Genomic DNA, 17,470 nt, shown 5'->3' with positions numbered 1-17,470 from the left:
GGTCACAGCGGCGACGGGTCGTCGCGCAGCCGGCTGTAGAGCCACCCGTCGCGCCAGGCGCCGGCCCGGAACTCGCAGGACCGCAGAACTCCCTCCAGTTGGAAGCCGGCCTTCTCCAGCGACCGCTGCTCGGCGGCGTTCTCCGGATGGGTGCCGGCCTGGATGCGCTGCGCCGGGGTGTGGCTGAACAGGTAGTCGCAGAGCAGCGCCTGCGCTCGCCAGCCGAGACCCCGGCCGCGCCACTCGGGCAGCAGCACGATCCCGATCTCCCAGTACGGTGCCCGCCCGCTCTCGCGCTGCAGGTAGCTGAGGTAACCGACCGGCGCGTCCGGGGGCTCGACCTGGACGATCAGGCCACCGCTCCGGTCGCCGAGATAGCCGTCCTCGGCGAAGCGGCGGGCCGGCGCGGCGGCGTCCTGGAAGCCGGCCCAGTCGAGGCCGATCAGCCCGGGTTCGACAGCGAACCGGCGCAGCATCGCGAGATCGTCCTCGGCCACCGGGCGCAGTCGTACGGTCGAGCCGGGCGCCTCGTGCACGACGCCGGCCATCGACGGATGGGAGCTGTCCATCCTCCGCACCGTAGTGACGGGCCGGGCCGCCCGCTGTCCCGCGTCGACGGCGTTCACGCGGGGAGCAGCCCTCGATCTAGCCGGCGAGCCAGTCCTGGTCGCCGAGGCCGGAGATGTCCAGCACGCGCCGGACCTGCGGCGACGGCAGCACGGTCAACGCGTCCGGGAACCGCTGGGCGAGCCGGACCACCGCGTGGATGGCGGCCGAGTCGAAGAAGGTGACCGCCCGCAGGTCGAGCGTGAGCCGCTTGGCGGGCTCGCGGAGCGCGGTCTGGAACATGGTGTCGGCGGTCGCCATGTCGACCTCGCCGGTCACCTGGACGCGCAGTTGGTCGCCGTCGGCCTGCGCCGTCACGGAGAAGACGGGCGCCGCGCCCCCTTGATCCACGGAGCAACAATGGCACAGCGTTTGCGGCACGGCAACAACCTGCCCGGCGGGGCTGTGGCGAGGGGCACACCGGTCCCGGCGATAGGCTTGCGTCATGACCGTCCGTGCGCCGCTGACCCCCGGCACGCTCTCCCCGTGGCGAGCGGTCCCCGCCCACATCCCACGCCCGGAGTACGTGGGTAAGAAGCGCCCCCAGGAGTGGCGCGGATCGCACGTGCAGACGCCGGAGACCATCGAGAAGATGCGCGTCGCGGGGCGTCTCGCCGCCCAGGCCACCCAGCTCGCCGGTGAGCACTGCAAGCCCGGGGTGACCACCGACGAGATCGACAAGGTGGTGCACGAGTTCCTCTGCGACCACGGCGCCTACCCGTCGACGCTCGGCTACCGGGGCTTCCCCAAGTCGTGCTGCACCAGCCTCAACGAGGTGATCTGCCACGGCATCCCGGACACCACGGTGCTCCAGGACGGCGACATCATCAACGTCGACGTCACCGCGTACCTGAACGGCGTGCACGGCGACACCGACGCCACGTTCTGCGTGGGCGAGGTGAGCGAGGAGGCCCGCCTGCTGGTCGAGCGGACCCACACGGCGATGATGCGCGGCATCAAGGCCATCGCGCCGGGGCGGCAGATCAACGTCATCGGCCGGGTGATCGAGTCGTACGCGAAGCGCTTCGGCTACGGCGTGGTCCGCGACTTCACCGGCCACGGCATCGGCGAGGCGTTCCACAGTGGCCTCTACGTGCCGCACTACGACAGCCCGCGCCCCACCGACGTGATGGAGCCCGGCATGACGTTCACCGTCGAGCCGATGATCACGCTCGGCACCTACCAGTACGACATGTGGGACGACGGCTGGACGGTGGTCACCAAGGACCGCCGGTGGACGGCCCAGTTCGAGCACACCATCGTCGTGACCGACGACGGCTACGAGATCCTGACGCTGCCGTGACCGACACCCCTGCGGCACTGCGCGAGGCGCACCACGCGGACGTCTCCGGCGGCTGGCTGCGTCCGGCCGTCTTCGGCGCGATGGACGGACTGGTCACCAACATCGCGCTGATCGCCGGCGTGGGCGGCGGCGGGGTGTCGCCGCGCAGCGTGGTGCTCACCGGCACGGCCGGCCTGGTGGCCGGCGCCATCTCGATGGGCCTCGGCGAGTACACGAGTGTCCGGTCCGCGAACGAGCAGGTCGCCGCCGAGGTGGCCAAGGAGCGGCGCGAGCTGGAACGCCACCCGGAGGCCGAGGCCCGGGAACTGGCCGACGCCTGGGTCGCCCGTGGACTGCCCCGCGAGCTGGCGACGCAGGTCGCCGAGGCGGTACGCGCCAACCCGGAGGAGGCACTGCGGGTGCACGTACGGGAGGAGCTGGGCGTCGACCCCGACGACCAGCCCAGCCCGTGGGCCGCCGCGATCTCGTCGTTCATCTGTTTCTCGATCGGCGCGCTGGTGCCGCTGCTGCCGTACCTGCTCGGTTTCACCAGCCTCTGGCTGGCGCTCGGCGTCGGCGGCGTCGGCCTCTTCGTCGCCGGTGCGATCGTGGCCCGGTTCACCAACCGCGCCTGGTGGCGTGCCGGTCTGCGGCAGTTGCTGCTCGGCGCGCTGGCGGCCGGCGCCACCTACCTGATCGGCGCGCTGATCGGCGTCGGCGGCGGCATCGGCTGACGGTCGGCCGTCGGCGGGCCGTCAGCCGTCCAGCAGGTCGTCGACGGTGCCGTCGACCGGCCGCCCCCGGGCGGCCAGTTCCTCGGCCTGGCGGGTCAGCGCCGCACCCACCTCGGTCATGTCCGCCCCGGCCAGCCCGGTACGCCGCACCGCGTCACCGGGGTCGCGGAAATAGGTGCGGCTGAACAGTCCCTGCACTGTCGCGGCGGCCAGCCGCGCCTCGCCGAGCATGAGCAGCGCCTGGTCCGTCTCGTACCACTCGGCCAGCCGCAACGCGCGGGCGTGCGCCGCGCTGCCCCGGTACCACGCCTGCCGCGCGGCGCCGGTGAACTCCGCCGGCCGGGCGCGTGCCAGGCGCGCCAGGTGCTCGTCGCGCAGTTTTCGCAGCCAGCCGGTCGGATCGTGCAGGGCGCGGGTGGTGACGTACCGGTCCGCGGCCAGGGGCCAGCGGGACGTGATCGTCGTCGCCCGGCGCAGGTAGTCGTCCACCCCGGCCACTGTCAGGTCGACGAGCACCCCGTCCACCCGCCGGGTGGCGGGTGGCGGTCCGGCGCCGGGCCGGTAGGTGACGACCAGCAGTCCGACCTCGCGGTCCCCGCCGCCGTCGTCGTCGCCGTGCGCGAGCGGACCGTGTACGGCGACCGCCAGCACATCGGCCGGGAACCGCCGCAGGACGGCGTCACCGACGCGCTCGGCCACCTGCCACCGCGGGTCGTCCAGACGCCGCTCGGCGTCTCGTTCGCCGACCATGGCCCACCTCCATTCCGCACGCCTGTCGCTTTCCGGTTGTACGACTCGTGCGAGCTGTATGCGCTGCGGTTGGTTGCCATTGTTCCGGTGGATCGCCGAGGCGGTCGAACGTGACGAGGTCCCCGGGCCGCACCGGCCGCTTGGACTGGGTAGAAGCGACTATCTCCCCCTGACCTGCGTAGGGGGTCGCGTCTATGAGCAGGCAGGTGTCACCCCGTCTACACCGCCGAGATCGATCGGGCAGCAGTCAAGATCCTCTAGCATGTCGCTTCCGGAAACCCCTTGCGCTGTGTCGTTGAAGGCCGCCCGCAGGGCCGGACCGCAGCGGGGCCAGGACTCGCGTTGACGACACAATCAGAGCAGCCCTGAGCAGTCCTGGCGTTCGGCTTGGTGACGATGAGCATGCGTGCGCTACTTGATCTCACCCTCGCAATTAGTCAGCAAGGGGGCTGGCTGCCCTCCGTCTGGAGAATGGAGGGTTGGATCAGGCTCGGTTGGAACACCGCGTACTCCACCAAAGGAGACCCAGCCCTTGTTGTCAGTCAAGTGGAACCAGATATCGCTGTTCCACGGCTCGGGATTTGTCGGGTGTGCGACAGCTCCGTGCATCCAGCCGTCGACCATGATCGATTGATTGCCGGAGAATTCGCCGATTTTCTCCGACTCGACAGCCGGCTTGGCGCGAATGGCAGTTCCGAGTGGAGTCCAGCGGTTTTGCGCGTAGACCCGATATGGCGAGCAGTCACCTTTGGTGACGAACCCCTCGCTCAGCCATTTCGTCCACATGGGGGGATCGGCCATAAAGATGAGGCCAAGAAGCGCTGGCACCACGACTGCGCTGGTGAGCCAGATTGCCGCTCTTCGGCCTGCGGAACGCTCCATTGAATCATCCATGTCACCCTCACAGCGCTCGGTGCACGACGATAGCGTGGCCACGCGCGCAGCGCCTCGGGCTTCCAGCCCTGGTGACTAGCCCAAAGATCTAACATGGATCGTGCTACCGGACGTCTTTCGTTCTCGCCCGGGACTATCGCTCCGCCGAGCATCGCGGCATGGTGGTCAGCGCATCGCCGAACTGCGGAGCGAGTCGCTGCTGTCAGGTGTCTATGGATCCTAGGCAGTGTTTTTGAGGGCCCTGATGGCAAATGGCGCATGGGTCGTCGCCTTGGGTTGTCCTAGTTGGAGTGAAATGCCCTGTCGCGTTACCTGCCATCGGTGGTGACCGTGGTCGGCATCTGATCGTTGACCGGCGGGTGCTCAACTGGATCGTATGAAAGGGGCGCGGCTGAGCCAGAATGCGGCAGTCATCGCCGCTGATCCGGCCGGGGCGTTCCAGCCCGCGCCTCCTCCACGATCCGCAGATCGCGGACCAGCAGTTCCATCGACGGACCCCATGGCAGCTCGGAGTGCCCGGCAACTATCCAGCCGTTGCGGCGATAGATGCCGTTCGCCCGGCTTCGCGGATCGGAGGCGAGGGTCGCCCAGCTCTCCTGGCGCCCCTGAAGAAGCCGACGCATCAACTCCGCGCCGACGCCACGAGATCGATGCCGCGGATGCACGATCCATTCCAGTACGGCGAACTTGTCGCGGTCCCGTACCTCGGCCGGGGGTTCATCCTTCGCCCGAGACCACCAGGTGCCGGCGGCCATGGTCCACCCGTACGCCGCTCCGATCAGTTCCTCGCCTTCCCAGGCCAGGACGAGGCGGAATCCCGGCCGCGCCGCCTCGTCGGGCAGCCCGGTCCGGAACCGGGCGACCTGTGCCGGGCCTTCGAGGTAGGGCGGCTCGGCGTAGACCCGCGCGTACAGGTCGGCGAGAGCGTCGACGACAGACGTCAGCTCGTCCGGACGGCGTCGGTCGAAGGTGACGGACGGCGGAGGCGTCACCGCTGGACTCGGTCCATGGCTACGTTCCTGCTCGCCGCGATTCCGGCCACGGTGAGCCGGCGCTCAGGCGTTCGGGACCAGCCGGAACACGCGGATCTCGCGGCCACCGGCCCGCTCGACGTACGTGCGGTACGCGGGCCACTCCTGCACCAGCCGCTGGAACAGCCGTTCCCGTTCCTCGCCGGTGACCTGCTCGGCGGTGACCGGGATCCGGCGTCCCTTGACGTCCACCTCGGCGGCCGGGTCGGCCATCAGGTTGAACGTCCAGGACGGCTGGTGCTGCTGCCCCCAGTTCGAGCCGATCACCACGTAGGCGTCGCCGTCGGGGACGTACACCAGGGGGTTGCTGCGGGGCTTGCCGGAGCGGCGGCCGGTGGAGGTGAGCACCAGCGTGGGCACGAGCCCGAAGGCGACCACGCGGCCCTTCGTCATCCGGCCGACCAGCCGGTCGGCCGGGACGAGCAGGCGCATGGTGGCGCCGAACCAACGCTGGTGACCGAGACGGCGGGTGAGGGTTCCCAGGGCTGACATCCGACAAGTGTGCCGTCCGCGGGGTGCCCCGTCATCCCTCGGACGGTCAGTCCGCCCAAGGTCGACTCCATCTCGCCGAAGTGGTGGCATCCACCCCACCGCGATACCGCCACTCCGGCGAAATGGTGTCGATCATGGCCGGACATGGTGTGGATCATGGGCGGGCGGGCCGGCTCAGTCGAGCCGGCGTTCGATCGGCAGGCGGGACCGGGTGAACAGCGCTGCGCCGCCCATCGCCACGAGCGGCACCACGACCAGCGCGGCGAGCGTCACGCCGGGCACTGTCACCGGGTACGGCGGCTGCACCGGCCAGGACTCCGCGTACCGCTGGTTGAGCGCGGACAGGACGACCACGGCGGAGCCGAGCCCGGCGACGATGCCCAGCGCGGAGCCGAGCACCGCGATGACTCCGGCCTGGCAGAGCGACAGCAGGCGGCGTACCCGGGGATCGGCGCCCACCGCCGCGAGCGTGGACAGGTCCCGGCGGCCCTCGGCCGCGGCGAGGCCGGTGGCGACCGCGGCGGCGCCCAGCGTGATCACCCCGGAGGCCACCGCCAGCAGGAGCAGCATCGAGCGCTGGTCCGACGGCGGCTCGGCGGTGGCCACCTGCGCGGACATGGGCCCGATGTCGAACAGCTCGTCGGTCAGCATCTCGACCTGCCGGTCGGTGGGCGAGCCGGCGGTGTCCAGCAGGTAACCCATCGGCACGGCGGACAGGCCGAGCGCGTCCGCGGCGGCGGGGGAGAGCACCAGCCGGTCGACTGTGAGACCGCCGCGCAGCGCGTACGCGGGCAGGAGACGCCCGGTGGGCGGGCCGCCGGAGTTGTAGTTGACCTCCACGCGGACCTGCCCGTCCACCACCCGCCGGGCGTCGGTGACCACCACGCCCCCGGCGGCGAGCGTCCGGCGCGCGGCGGCCAGCTCGTCGTCCGGCGCGCCGGTGAGCGCGGGCAGTGCGGCGCCGTCGTCCACGAGCGCCGGCAGGTAGACGTCGACGGGCTCCTGGAAGGGGCTCACGCAGCGCGGATCCCGCCGGGCCGAATCGGGGATGACCGGGTCGGAGGAGCTGTACGGGCACTGCTGCGCCTGCGGCATGAGCGCGTAGGGGCTGCAGTCGTCCTTCTCCCGGACGTCGTCGGCGCAGCCGGGGACCGCGACTGACACCACTGTGGCGTCGGACAGGACCGCGCGGGCCCGGCCGGCCACGACCTGGGCCGACGGTGGGTCCGCCGGGGTCTCACCGGAGTGGGTGAGCAGCACGTTCCCCGGCGGCAGGCCGGGTTGCCAGAGCGCCCGTGAGCGGGTCTCGTCGCTCGCCACGTAGACGCCGAGCGCGACGCTTCCGGCCACCGCCGCCATCACCGCCGAGATGGCGGGCGCGGCCGAGGACCGGTTGCGGCTGGCGTCGCGCAACGCGAGCCGGGGGGTCAGCGGCAGCAGCCGGCCGGCCCGGCCCAGCACGCCGACGAGCGACGGGGTGCAGAACACCAGCCCCAGCTCGCCCAGCGCGACACCGGCCAGCACTCCGGTCTGCGAGGTGCGGCCGGCGGCGAACGCGGCGATCGCGGTCCCGGCGACGGTGAGCGCCACCCCGACCAGCAGCCAGCGGCGGCGTGGCCGGGTCGCGTCGCGCCGGCCTGCCAGGCCGGTCGCCACGTCCTGCCGGGCCGCCGCCCAGGCCGGCGCCATCGCCGCGAGCACCCCGGCCAGCACCGCCGTCGCGGCGATCGCCACCAGCGCGGCCGGGAAGATCCGGTACGCCCCGAGGCGCTCCCCGAGCAGGTACTGCTCGACGATCGGCCGGCCGGCGAACGCCGCCCCGATCCCGAGCAGCATGCCCAGGGCGGCTCCGCCGGCGCCGAGCACCACCCCGTCGGCGAGCACGATCCGGCGCAGGTGGGAGGCGTCGCCACCGGCCACCGCGACGAGTGCGAGGTCCCGCCGCCGGCGCCGGACGCTCACCGCGAAGGCCGGGCCGACCAGCAGCACCACCTCCAGCAGGCCCAGCCCGCCGACGACTCCGACGACGCCCGCCTCGTCGGCGTCCGGTACGGACATGCCGCGGGTGAACTCCTGCCGTCCCGGCAGCGGGCTGCGCGCGACGACCTGGATGCCCTGCGCGTTCAGCCGGTCCACGAGCCCCGGTTCCAGCGGGCCGGGCAGGTCCACCAGCCAGGTGTCGCTGCCGGCCATGCCCTCCGAGGTCACAGCGGGCAGCGTGATCACGTCCCGGAGGTTGTCCGGATACTCCACCACCCCGACCACCCGGTACGTGGCGCCGTCGATCGTGCGTACCGGGTCGCCGATGCGGGTCTCCAGCCGGCGCAGCGCCGTCGGGCTGACCGCGATCTCGTCGGGGCGTGCCGGTGGCCGGCCGTCGCGTACCCGGGCCAGCGGCCGGGTGAGCGGGTCGGTCAGGTCGACGGCGCGCGCCTCGAGCGACTCGACGTGCCGGTCCACCCGTGTCGAGAACGTCATCCACCAGCGGGTGCGAGCCAGCCGGCTGCCCTCGGGCAGCAGCGCGCGCACCTCCTCGGCGGTCGCCGGGCGGGTCCGGGACACCCATTCGCCCTGGACCGGCCAGGCCGACTCGCCCCAGGCGTCCTGCGTCACCGGCGTCAGGCTGTCCCAGCGCAGGGCGACGTCGCCGCCGCCGAGCTGGCGCTCGATGCGCTCGGCGCGGGTCAGATCCCCCATGTCGTAGCTGACCGCGGCGAAGCTGAGGCCGAACACCGGCAGCGCGATCATCACCAGCACCAGCAGCGTGCGCCGCCGGGACCGCCGGGCCTCCCGGCGGGCGATCCGCAGCGCGGTCCGCCACGACCCGCGTACGGCGGCGAGGCGGCCGCCGGTCACCGGCTGCTGCCGCTGAGCAGGTGGTCGACGCCGATCAGCGGGGCGGTCGAGTCGACCATCACCCCGTCGCGGAGGAAGACCACCCGGTCCGCCCAGCCCGCGTGCCGGGCCTCGTGGGTGACCAGCACCCCGGCCGCTCCGGCGTCCACCCGGCGGCGCAGCAGATGCAGCACCGCCTCGCCGGTCTGGGAGTCCAGCGCGCCGGTCGGCTCGTCGGCGAGGACCAGGCGGCGTTCGCCGACGAGGGCCCGGGCGATCGCCACCCGCTGCTGCTGGCCACCCGACATCTGGTCCGGGAAGCGGTCGGCCAGGTCCTCCAGGTCGACCTCGCGCAGCGCGGCCAGCGCCAGCTGGCGGGCCGCCCGTACGCCGGTGCCGTCCAGTTCCAGTGGCAGCGCCACGTTCTCCACGGCGGTCAGGCTGCCGAGCAGGTTCAGGTCCTGGAAGACGTACCCGATCCGGCGGCGCCGCAGCCGGGCCAGCTCGCGGGCGGACAGCCCGACCAGGGTCTCGCCCTCGACCACCACCTCGCCGCCGGTGGGCCGGTCCAGGCCGCCGGCGAGCGCCAGCAGCGTGGACTTGCCGGACCCGGAGGGGCCCATCACCGCCACCAGCTCACCGGCCCGCACGGTCAGGCTCACGCCGCGCAGCGCGTGCACGGCGGCCTCACCGGCGCCGTGGGTCCGGCGTACGTCACGCAGTTCCAGCACCCCGTCGATCGGGTCCATCAGCGCCTCCCGTGCCGGGTCACCGGCGGGCTTCGTCGCCGGCCCGGTCCACCGCCTCGGGGTGGTCGACCGCCCGGATCGGCGCCGGGCGGTGCCGGACCAGGCTCGTCTCGCAGTGGTCGAGCCACCGCACCTCGGCCTCGGTCTGGAAGATCATCGCGTCCAGCACCAGCCGCCAGGGTAGATCCTCCGGCTTGTCGCTCGTGTACTTCAACCGGGTGAACTCCTGGAGCGCGCGCATGGTGGCGGTGCGCTGGGTCTGCACCACCGACCGCACGTCGACGCCGGGGGTGGTCAGCGCCAGCGCCAGTTTGATGGACAGCTCGTCGCGCGGCCGGTCGGCGCGGCTGATCGGCGTGGCGAACCACAGCGCCAGGTCCGCCCGTCCGGCGTCGGTGATCTCGTACGGCCGCTGCCCGCTCTCGTTCTCCGGCAGCGGGCGGACCAGGCCGTCACGTTCCAGCCGCGCCAGCGTGGTGTAGACCTGTCCGATGTTCAGCGGCCAGGTCGACCCGGTGGACTCCTCGAACGCGGCACGGAGCTGGTAGCCGTACATCTGGCCGCGTTCGAGCAGGGCGAGCAGGCCGTGACGGATGGACATGACCGCGAGTATGCATACCTGGTATGCGCTATGCAACCGGAGGGTTCCGCCGGGTGACCGGCGTCGCGCTCAGGCCGGGCGGCCCGGGAACGGAACGGTGACCGGCGTCACGCCTGCCGTACGCCGCCAGCGGGTGGCGCGCAACGCGCAGTCGGTGAGCGCGGCGAGCGCGGTGTTCCGGTCCGCGCCGGTGGTGTGCGGCAGCGCGGCCCGCCAGTGCCCGGCCGTCCGCTCCTCGATCTCCACCGCCAGGCGCAGCGCGCTCGCCCGGTCCGTCACCGGGTAGGGCAGCGCGTACCCGGCCCGGTCGGCGGGCACCTGCCCGGAGCCCTCGGCGAGCTGGAGCAGCAGCGCGTCGCGGCGGGACCGGTGGGCCGCCTCGGCGGCACGGGCCGCCGTACGCGCCGCCTCGGTCAGGTGCACACCGATCACCCCGTACGCCCAGATCGCCGCGTACTCGGCGGCGAGCGCGTCGGCGAGCGCCGAGGCCGGGCCGGTCGTCGGGCTGTTCACTTGAGCGCCTCCACGTGTGTGGCCCGCGCCGCGGCGATCGAGCCGAGCAGCGCGGCCCGCTCGGACGGCGCTGCGGCGCACGCCTTGGCCGCGTTCGTCCGGCCCTCCTGCTCGGCCCGGCGCAGTTCGGTGAGCACCGCGTCGGGCGCGGGCGCGCTTGCCGAGCCGGCGCCCGGTGTGCCGGAGGGCGCCGGCCGGCCGATCACGCGGCGTAGCTCCTCGGCGTGCGCCCGGTGCGCGTCGGCGATCGGGGTGAGCCGCCCGGCCAGCGCCGGGTCGGCGGTGGCGGCGGCCCGGTAGCGGGCCTCCAGCGCGAGCGCCTCGGCCACCAGCGGCTCCAGCGCGTCCGGCTCCGGTGGCTCCTCGTCGCGGTCGAAAAGATCACAACCGGTCAGCGGCGCGGTCGCGCCGCCGAGCGCCACGAGCCCGCCGGCGCGCAGCAGCCAGCGCCGGGAATGCCCCGCTCTGACCTGGTCGGATGGTGTTCTGCCGATCCCCACCTGACAGAGTCAACACCATTCGCGCCGTCTCGTGGGTCAGGGTCTCGGTGCGCCGCCGGGTCCGTCGGCGGTCGTTAGCGTTACGCTCTGCGCAACCACCGGGCGCGGACGCCCCGGTGGCGCGCCGGTATGGCGGGCCGATCGCCCGCACCGGCCAGGGACAACACGGCCCGCGGGTCGTGGCAACAGCAGGAGAGGTGCGCGCAATGACGCAGCGTGGCCGTGCCACCCGGTCGACGGGGCCCGCCGGGCGGCCCCGCCGCTCCGACGGGCCCCGCGGCACGGACCGGAGCGGCGCACCCCGCGGTGATCTCGCCGCCCGCCGCAACCGGCTGCGCGAGGTGATCGAACCGGTCGTCACGGCGGCCGGTTACGACCTGGAGGACCTCTCCGTCTCCCGCGCCGGCCGGCGGCACGTGGTCCGGGTGATCGTGGACGCCGACGGCGGGATCAACCTGGACGGCGTGGCGGACGTCTCCCGCGCGGTCTCGGCGGCGCTGGACGCGGCCGAGGAGGCCGGCGGCGACATCGTGGCCGGCGAGTACCAGCTGGAGGTCAGCTCGCCCGGCGTGGACCGCCCGCTCACCCTGCCCCGGCACTGGCGGCGCAACGCCGGGCGGCTGGTCAAGGTCACCGTCCGCGGCGACGCGGGGGACCGCCAGCTCACCGGCCGGATCACGGCCGCCGACGACGAGCGCGTGGTGCTGGAGACCGACGCCGGCCCCGCCGAACACCCGTACGCCGAACTCGGGCCCGGCCGGGTCCAGGTGGAGTTCAACCGCCTGGACGACCTGGCCGACGAGGACTTCGGTGACGACACCGACGACGACGAAGATCTGGAGGACGAGGAGAGGTGAACATCGACCTCGCGGCGCTGCGCGCCCTGGAGCGCGAGCGGGAGATCCCGTTCGACACGATCCTCGCGGCGATCGAGACCGCGCTGCTGACCGCCTACCGGCACACCGACGGCGCCGAGCCGCACGCCCGGGTGGAGATCGACCGTAAGAGCGGGGCCGCCTCGGTCTACGCGCAGGAACTGGACGCCGACGGCACTGTGACCCGGGAGTGGGACGACACTCCGCACGACTTCGGGCGGATCGCCGCCATGACCGCCAAGCAGGTGATCCTCCAGCGGCTGCGGGAGGCCACCGACGAGGTGCACTTCGGCGAGTACGTCGGCCGCGACGGTGACCTGGTCACCGGCGTGGTGCAGGCGCACGAGACCCGCCGGGAGAAGGGCATCGTCAGCGTCGACCTGGGCAAGCTGGAGGGCGTCCTGCCGCAGTCCGAGCAGGTCCCCGGCGAGCGGTACGAGCACGGCGAGCGGATCCGCTGCGTGGTCGTGCACGTCGCCAAGGGAATGCGCGGCCCGCAGATCACGCTGTCCCGGTCGCATCCCGCGCTGGTGAAGAAGCTGTTCGCGCTGGAGGTGCCGGAGATCGCCGACGGCACCGTGGAGATCGGCGCGATCGCGCGTGAGGCAGGTCACCGTACGAAGATCGCTGTGCGCTCGACCACGTCCGGCGTCAACGCCAAGGGCGCCTGCATCGGCCCGATGGGCCAGCGGGTCCGGGCCGTGATGAGCGAGCTGCACGGCGAGAAGATCGACATTATCGACTGGTCGGACGACCCGGCCACCTTCGTCGGCAACGCGTTGTCGCCGGCCAAGGCGCTGCGGGTCGAGGTGGTCGACCTGGCCTCCCGTACCGCCCGGGTGACCGTGCCGGACTTCCAGCTCTCGCTCGCGATCGGCCGGGAAGGGCAGAACGCCCGCCTCGCGGCCCGTCTGACCGGTTGGCGCATCGACATCCGGTCCGACGCGGAGACCGCAGCCCCGCAGAGCCGGGGCGGAGCTGATCACGTCCCGGAGCCGGGCGGCGCGATCTCCGGCGGCTAGGGGTAGACTTACTCAGTGGCACGACGCGCGATTCCGGAGCGCACCTGTGTGGGCTGCCGGAAACGAGCGCCGGCCAGCGAGTTGTTGCGGGTCGTCGCGATCGGTGACGAGGCTGGTCACACCAGTCTCCGGCCCGATCCGGCCCGCAGACTGCCGGGTCGGGGAGCGAACATGCACCCTGATCCGGCCTGCTTCGCGCAGGCGGTGCGACGCCGCGCCTTCGGGCGGGCACTGCGCCTCACCGGGGTCCCCGACCACGGTGCGCTTGCGGAGCACGTCGACGCGCAACCCCCGACGACCGGTCAAGCCCGACCGGTCGAGGGTCGCTAGCAAGGTAGGACGACCGACATGAGCACACGATGAAGTCCCTGAAATGACCAGGCTTCAAGTGCAGGAGTGAGGTCGCTGCGGGTGCTGCCCGCACGACCTCGGAGTGAGGAGTGCAGTGGCAGGAAAGGCCCGCGTACACGAGCTTGCCAAGGAGCTCGGGGTCGAAAGCAAGACCGTTCTCGCCAAGCTCAAGGAAATGGGCGAGTTCGTGAAGTCCGCGTCCAGCACCGTCGAGGCGCCTGTCGCCCGGCGGCTGCGTAGCGCGTTCGTAGCCGGTTCGTCGGCGCCTGCCGGCCCGCCGGCTGCCGCGCCCAGTGGCCCGGCACCGACCCCGACGCCCACCCCGACCCCGGGTGCCCCCCGGGTCTCGGCCAAGCCGATGCCGCCCCGGCGTCCGGCCGCGCCGACCCCTGGACCGAAGCCCAAGGGCCCGGTCCCCGGCCCGCCGCAGCCGGCGACTCCGGTCGCCAAGCCGGCGAGCGCGCACGACATCGAAGTGGCGGCCGCCGAGGCGCGTGCCGCCGCGCTCAAGGCTGAGCAGGAGGCCGCGGTCAAGGCCGCCCAGGCCGCCCGTCAGCAGCAGCGCGAGACCGTACGCCGGGAGCCCCCGGCCGAGGGCGGTGCTCGCCCGGGTCCGCGTCCCGGCCCGAACGCCATGCCGCCGCGTCCGGGTTCCCCGGCCGCCGGTCGTCCCGGCGGTCCGGGTCAGGGTCAGGGCCCCGGTGCCCGGCCCGGCGGTCGTCCGCCGGCGCGTGGCGCCGGTAACAACCCGTTCGGCATCCAGGGCGGCCAGCAGCAGCGGCCCCCGGCCGCCGGTGCGGGCGGTCCCCGTCCCAGCCCGGCCGGCATGCCGCCGCGGCCCAGCCCGGCGTCGATGCCGCCGCGGCCGAGCCCGGCCTCGATGCCGAGCCAGCGCCCGACCACCGGCCGCCCCGGCGGCCCCGGTGGCGGTCGTGGCGGACCCGGTGGAGGCGCCGGTCGTCCGGGCGGTCCCGGCGGCGGTGGCGGTGGCTACCGTGGTGGACCCGGTGGCGGCGGCGGTGGCGGTGGCTACCGCGGCGGTCCCGGTGGCGGCGGCGGTGGCGGTGGCTACCGCGGCGGTCCCGGCGGCGGTGGCGGTGCTCCCGGCGGTGGTTTCCGTCCGGGTGGCCCGGTCGGCGGCGGTGGCCGTCCCGGCGGCGGTGGCCGTGGCCGTGGCGGTGGCGCGGCGGGTGCCTTCGGGCGTCCCGGCGGCCGGCCGACCCGCGGTCGCAAGTCCAAGAAGCAGCGCAGACAGGAGTTCGACAACCTGTCGGCCCCGACCATGTCCTCGGGTGCGCCCCGCGGTCAGGGTCAGGTCGTCCGGTTGTCCCGTGGCGCCTCGCTGTCGGACTTCGCCGACAAGATCAACGCCAACCCGGGTTCGCTGGTCCAGGAGATGTTCAACCTGGGCGAGATGGTGACGGCGACCCAGTCGTGCTCCGACGAGACCCTGCAGCTGCTGGGTGAGCACCTCGGCTTCGACGTGCAGATCGTCAGCCCGGAGGACGAGGACCGCGAGCTGCTCGCGCAGTTCAACATCGACCTCGACGCCGAGGTCGCGGCGGACCGCCTGGTCAGCCGTGCGCCGGTGGTGACCGTCATGGGTCACGTCGACCACGGTAAGACCAAGCTGCTCGACGCGATCCGCAAGGCGAACGTGGTGGCCGGCGAGGCGGGTGGCATCACCCAGCACATCGGCGCCTACCAGGTCCACGTCCCGCACGAGGGCGAGGACCGCGCGGTGACGTTCATCGACACCCCGGGTCACGAGGCGTTCACCGCCATGCGTGCCCGTGGTGCCCAGGTCACGGACATCGTGATCCTGGTGGTCGCGGCCGACGACGGCGTCATGCCGCAGACCATCGAGGCGCTCAACCACGCCAAGGCGGCGGACGTGCCGATCGTGGTCGCGGTCAACAAGGTCGACAAGCCCGAGGCGAACCCGGACAAGGTCCGCCAGCAGCTGACCGAGTACGGCCTGGTCGCCGAGGAGTACGGCGGCGACACCATGTTCGTCAACGTGGCGGCCAAGCCCGGTATCGGCATCGAGGAACTGCTCGAGGCCGTGCTGCTGACCGCCGACGCGTCGCTGGAGCTGACCGCTCCGATCGACGGGCCGGCGCAGGGTGTCGCGATCGAGGCGCACCTGGACAAGGGCCGTGGCGCGGTGGCGACCGTGCTGGTGCAGAAGGGCACCCTGCGTGCCGGTGACTCGATCGTCGCCGGTGGGGCGCACGGCCGGGTCCGGGCCATGCTCGACGAGAACGGCAAGCCGGTCGATTCGGCTGGTCCGGCCCGTCCGGTCATGGTGCTGGGTCTGACCACGGTGCCGGGTGCGGGTGACACCTTCCTAGCCGCCGAGGACGACCGCACCGTGCGGCAGATCGCCGAGCAGCGTCAGGCACGGCGGAGGGCGGCGTCGTTCGCCAACTCCCGTGGCCGGGCCACTCTCGAGACGCTCATGGAGCAGCTCAAGGAGGGCGAGAAGACCTCGCTCAACCTGGTGCTCAAGGGCGACGTCTCCGGTTCCGTGGAGGCGCTCGAGGACGCGCTGTTCAACCTCGACATCCCGGAGGAGGTCCAGCTTCGGATCATCCACCGGGGCGTGGGCGCGATCACCGAGAGCGACGTCATGCTCGCGAGCGCCTCGTCCGAGGCGGTCACGATCATCGGCTTCAACGTGCGGGCCTCGAACAAGGTCCGCGAGATGGCCGACCGCGAGGGCGTGGAGATCCGGTACTACACCGTCATCTACCAGGCCATCGAGGAGATCGACGCCGCGCTCAAGGGTCTGCTCAAGCCGGAGTACGAGGAGGTCGAGCTGGGCACCGCGGAGATCCGCGACGTCTTCCGCTCGTCCAAGATCGGCAACATCTCCGGCTGTATCGTCCGGTCCGGCCTCATCCGCCGCAACGCCAAGGCGCGGCTGCTGCGGGACGGGGCGGTCGTGGCGGACAACCTCACGATCAGCTCCTTGAAGCGGTTCAAGGACGACGCGACCGAGGTCCGCGAGGGCTTCGAGTGTGGTCTGACGCTGGGCGGCTACAACAACGTCCAGGTCGGCGACGTCATCGAGACGTTCGAGATGCGCGAGAAGCCGCGCGCCTGACGACCACGCGTAAGACCGGCCGACGGCCGGGGCCTTCGGGCCCCGGCCGTCGCCGTCTGCTCAGGCTGCGACAATCTGCGGCGTGATCCGGTACGCGCTGCTCCTCGCCCCCTCCGCCAACCGCGTCTACGCCGACGCGGCGGCCCGGCTGGCCCGCGCCGAGCTGGCCGTGTTCGCCGGTTCCGGCGTGCTCGACGTCGTGCCGGCCGCCGCGGAGGTGACCGGGATCGGCGGGGTGGAGTACCTGACGTTCACCACCGCCGAACCGGGGCTGGGCGAGCGGGACCTGGCCCACCTGGCGAACCTGTCGGCCGCGTACGCGCTGTTCGAGCGGGTCGGCGACGACCTGCTGCGGCCGGTGCCGCTGCGCCCGCTGGCCCGGTACGACTCCGACCTGATCACCATTCCCAAGTACGCCGGAAAGACCAACGAGCAGTTCACCCGGCTGCTGCTCAACGTCACAGTGCTCGCCTCCGCCGCCGCGCCGCGGATGCTGGACGGGCCGGTGGTGGTGCTGGATCCGCTCTGCGGCCGGGGCACCACGCTCAACCAGGCCCTGATGTACGGCTACGACGGCATCGGCATCGAGCGCGACGGCAAGGACGTGGACGCGTACGCCGCGTTCCTGCGTACCTGGCTGCGCCGCAAGCGGCTCAAGCACACCACCGACTCGACGTCGGTGCGCCGGGACCGCAAGCTGGTGGCCCGCCGGTTCGAGGCGGTGCTCGCGCCGTCGCGGGACGAGCACCGGGCCGGGGCCACCCAGCGGGTCACAGTGCTGCACACCGACACCACCCGGGCCCGCGAGGCGCTGCGTCCCCGCTGCGCCGACGTGATCGTCACCGACGCGCCGTACGGCGTGGCGCACGGCAGCCGTACCGACCACGGGTTGTCCCGCAGTCCGCTGGAGCTGCTCACCGCCGCCGTGCCGGTGTGGCGGGAGCTGCTGCGCCCGGGCGGAGCGCTCGGCCTGTCCTGGAACACGCACGTGGCCCCGCGGGCGCAGGCGGAGGCGGTGCTGGCCGACGCCGGGCTGCGCGTGCTCGACGGCCCGGGCTTCGGTGACTTCGCCCACCGGGTCGACCAGGCGATCGAGCGGGACGTGCTGGTGGCTGTCGCGCCTTAA

The 17,470-nt window shown here is 72.8% G+C and carries 17 protein-coding genes and 1 pseudogene; 7 read left to right on the top strand and 11 right to left on the bottom strand.

From position 1 onward, the window contains the following. Nucleotides 1-2: 2 nt before the first annotated feature. Together BFV98_RS12105 and BFV98_RS12100 are read right to left on the bottom strand one after the other, a co-directional pair. The gene (locus BFV98_RS12105) at nucleotides 3-569 is read right to left on the bottom strand and encodes a GNAT family N-acetyltransferase (RefSeq protein WP_013474428.1); all 567 of its coding nucleotides are present in this window, start codon (nucleotides 567-569) and stop codon (nucleotides 3-5) included. Nucleotides 570-645: 76 nt separating this feature from the next. Beyond that, on the bottom strand, nucleotides 646-957 hold the full coding sequence (locus BFV98_RS12100) for an STAS domain-containing protein (RefSeq protein ID WP_030269851.1): 312 nt from the start codon (nucleotides 955-957) through the stop codon (nucleotides 646-648). A 94-nt stretch (nucleotides 958-1,051) separates the two neighbouring features. Here BFV98_RS12100 and map point away from each other — a divergent pair, with 94 nt between their 5' ends. Together map and BFV98_RS12090 are read left to right on the top strand one after the other, a co-directional pair. Further along, complete coding sequence (gene map / locus BFV98_RS12095; protein WP_013284652.1) at nucleotides 1,052-1,909, top strand: type I methionyl aminopeptidase; 858 nt, start codon at nucleotides 1,052-1,054, stop codon at nucleotides 1,907-1,909. Continuing rightward, nucleotides 1,906-2,622, top strand: a complete 717-nt coding sequence (locus BFV98_RS12090) for a VIT1/CCC1 transporter family protein (protein WP_013284653.1) — start codon at nucleotides 1,906-1,908, stop codon at nucleotides 2,620-2,622. The genes map and BFV98_RS12090 overlap by 4 nt, the downstream gene beginning before the upstream one ends. Nucleotides 2,623-2,643: 21 nt before the next feature. On the opposite strand, the gene BFV98_RS12085 is transcribed toward BFV98_RS12090, so the two are convergent. The 9 genes from BFV98_RS12085 to BFV98_RS12050 form a co-directional block, all read right to left on the bottom strand. Continuing rightward, nucleotides 2,644-3,372, bottom strand: a complete 729-nt coding sequence (locus tag BFV98_RS12085) for a hypothetical protein (protein WP_071096350.1) — start codon at nucleotides 3,370-3,372, stop codon at nucleotides 2,644-2,646. A 411-nt stretch (nucleotides 3,373-3,783) separates the two neighbouring features. Beyond that, nucleotides 3,784-4,254 carry a hypothetical protein gene (locus BFV98_RS31895; protein WP_143025327.1) on the bottom strand — a complete coding sequence of 157 codons (471 nt, stop codon included), beginning with the start codon at nucleotides 4,252-4,254 and terminating at the stop codon, nucleotides 3,784-3,786. 422 nt (nucleotides 4,255-4,676) lie between these two features. Next, entirely contained in the window at nucleotides 4,677-5,258 is a 582-nt protein-coding gene (locus BFV98_RS12080) for a GNAT family N-acetyltransferase (RefSeq protein ID WP_071096348.1), read from the bottom strand. 63 nt (nucleotides 5,259-5,321) lie between these two features. Then, on the bottom strand, nucleotides 5,322-5,789 hold the full coding sequence (locus BFV98_RS12075) for a nitroreductase family deazaflavin-dependent oxidoreductase (RefSeq protein WP_071096346.1): 468 nt from the start codon (nucleotides 5,787-5,789) through the stop codon (nucleotides 5,322-5,324). A 174-nt stretch (nucleotides 5,790-5,963) separates the two neighbouring features. Continuing rightward, entirely contained in the window at nucleotides 5,964-8,645 is a 2,682-nt protein-coding gene (locus BFV98_RS12070) for an ABC transporter permease (RefSeq protein WP_071096344.1), read from the bottom strand. After that, nucleotides 8,642-9,373 (bottom strand): ABC transporter ATP-binding protein, encoded by a 732-nt coding sequence (locus BFV98_RS12065; protein ID WP_047893636.1) that lies wholly within the window; start codon nucleotides 9,371-9,373, stop codon nucleotides 8,642-8,644. Before BFV98_RS12065 ends, BFV98_RS12070 begins: the two co-directional genes overlap by 4 nt. A 19-nt stretch (nucleotides 9,374-9,392) precedes the next feature. Continuing rightward, nucleotides 9,393-9,974 (bottom strand): PadR family transcriptional regulator, encoded by a 582-nt coding sequence (locus tag BFV98_RS12060; protein ID WP_013284661.1) that lies wholly within the window; start codon nucleotides 9,972-9,974, stop codon nucleotides 9,393-9,395. Nucleotides 9,975-10,043: 69 nt separating this feature from the next. Further along, nucleotides 10,044-10,487, bottom strand: a complete 444-nt coding sequence (locus tag BFV98_RS12055; RefSeq protein ID WP_013474432.1) for a ferritin-like domain-containing protein — start codon at nucleotides 10,485-10,487, stop codon at nucleotides 10,044-10,046. Continuing rightward, the gene (locus BFV98_RS12050; protein WP_176921769.1) at nucleotides 10,484-10,930 is read right to left on the bottom strand and encodes a hypothetical protein; all 447 of its coding nucleotides are present in this window, start codon (nucleotides 10,928-10,930) and stop codon (nucleotides 10,484-10,486) included. Before BFV98_RS12050 ends, BFV98_RS12055 begins: the two co-directional genes overlap by 4 nt. 263 nt (nucleotides 10,931-11,193) lie before the next feature. Between BFV98_RS12050 and rimP the strand changes: the two genes are divergently transcribed. The 5 genes and pseudogenes from rimP (at nucleotide 11,194) to BFV98_RS12030 (ending at nucleotide 17,470) form a co-directional block, all read left to right on the top strand. Continuing rightward, the gene (gene rimP / locus BFV98_RS12045) at nucleotides 11,194-11,844 is read left to right on the top strand and encodes a ribosome maturation factor RimP (RefSeq protein ID WP_071096342.1); all 651 of its coding nucleotides are present in this window, start codon (nucleotides 11,194-11,196) and stop codon (nucleotides 11,842-11,844) included. Continuing rightward, nucleotides 11,841-12,884, top strand: coding sequence for a transcription termination factor NusA (gene nusA / locus BFV98_RS12040; RefSeq protein ID WP_013284665.1), 1,044 nt, complete (start codon nucleotides 11,841-11,843; stop codon nucleotides 12,882-12,884). Before rimP ends, nusA begins: the two co-directional genes overlap by 4 nt. A 15-nt stretch (nucleotides 12,885-12,899) precedes the next feature. Further along, nucleotides 12,900-13,236 (top strand): annotated as a pseudogene (locus tag BFV98_RS31475) (YlxR family protein). Nucleotides 13,237-13,329: 93 nt separating this feature from the next. Then, entirely contained in the window at nucleotides 13,330-16,344 is a 3,015-nt protein-coding gene (gene infB / locus BFV98_RS12035) for a translation initiation factor IF-2 (protein WP_030269840.1), read from the top strand. An 82-nt stretch (nucleotides 16,345-16,426) separates the two neighbouring features. Further along, the gene (locus BFV98_RS12030; RefSeq protein ID WP_071096340.1) at nucleotides 16,427-17,470 is read left to right on the top strand and encodes a TRM11 family methyltransferase; all 1,044 of its coding nucleotides are present in this window, start codon (nucleotides 16,427-16,429) and stop codon (nucleotides 17,468-17,470) included.

The sequence above is a fragment of the Micromonospora sp. WMMB235 genome (genome assembly GCF_001855515.1).
GTDB classification, from domain to species: Bacteria; Actinomycetota; Actinomycetes; order Mycobacteriales; family Micromonosporaceae; genus Micromonospora; species Micromonospora aurantiaca.
Note: the sequence above shows the minus strand (reverse complement) of the source record. Positions and strands in the feature narration are given on the sequence as shown.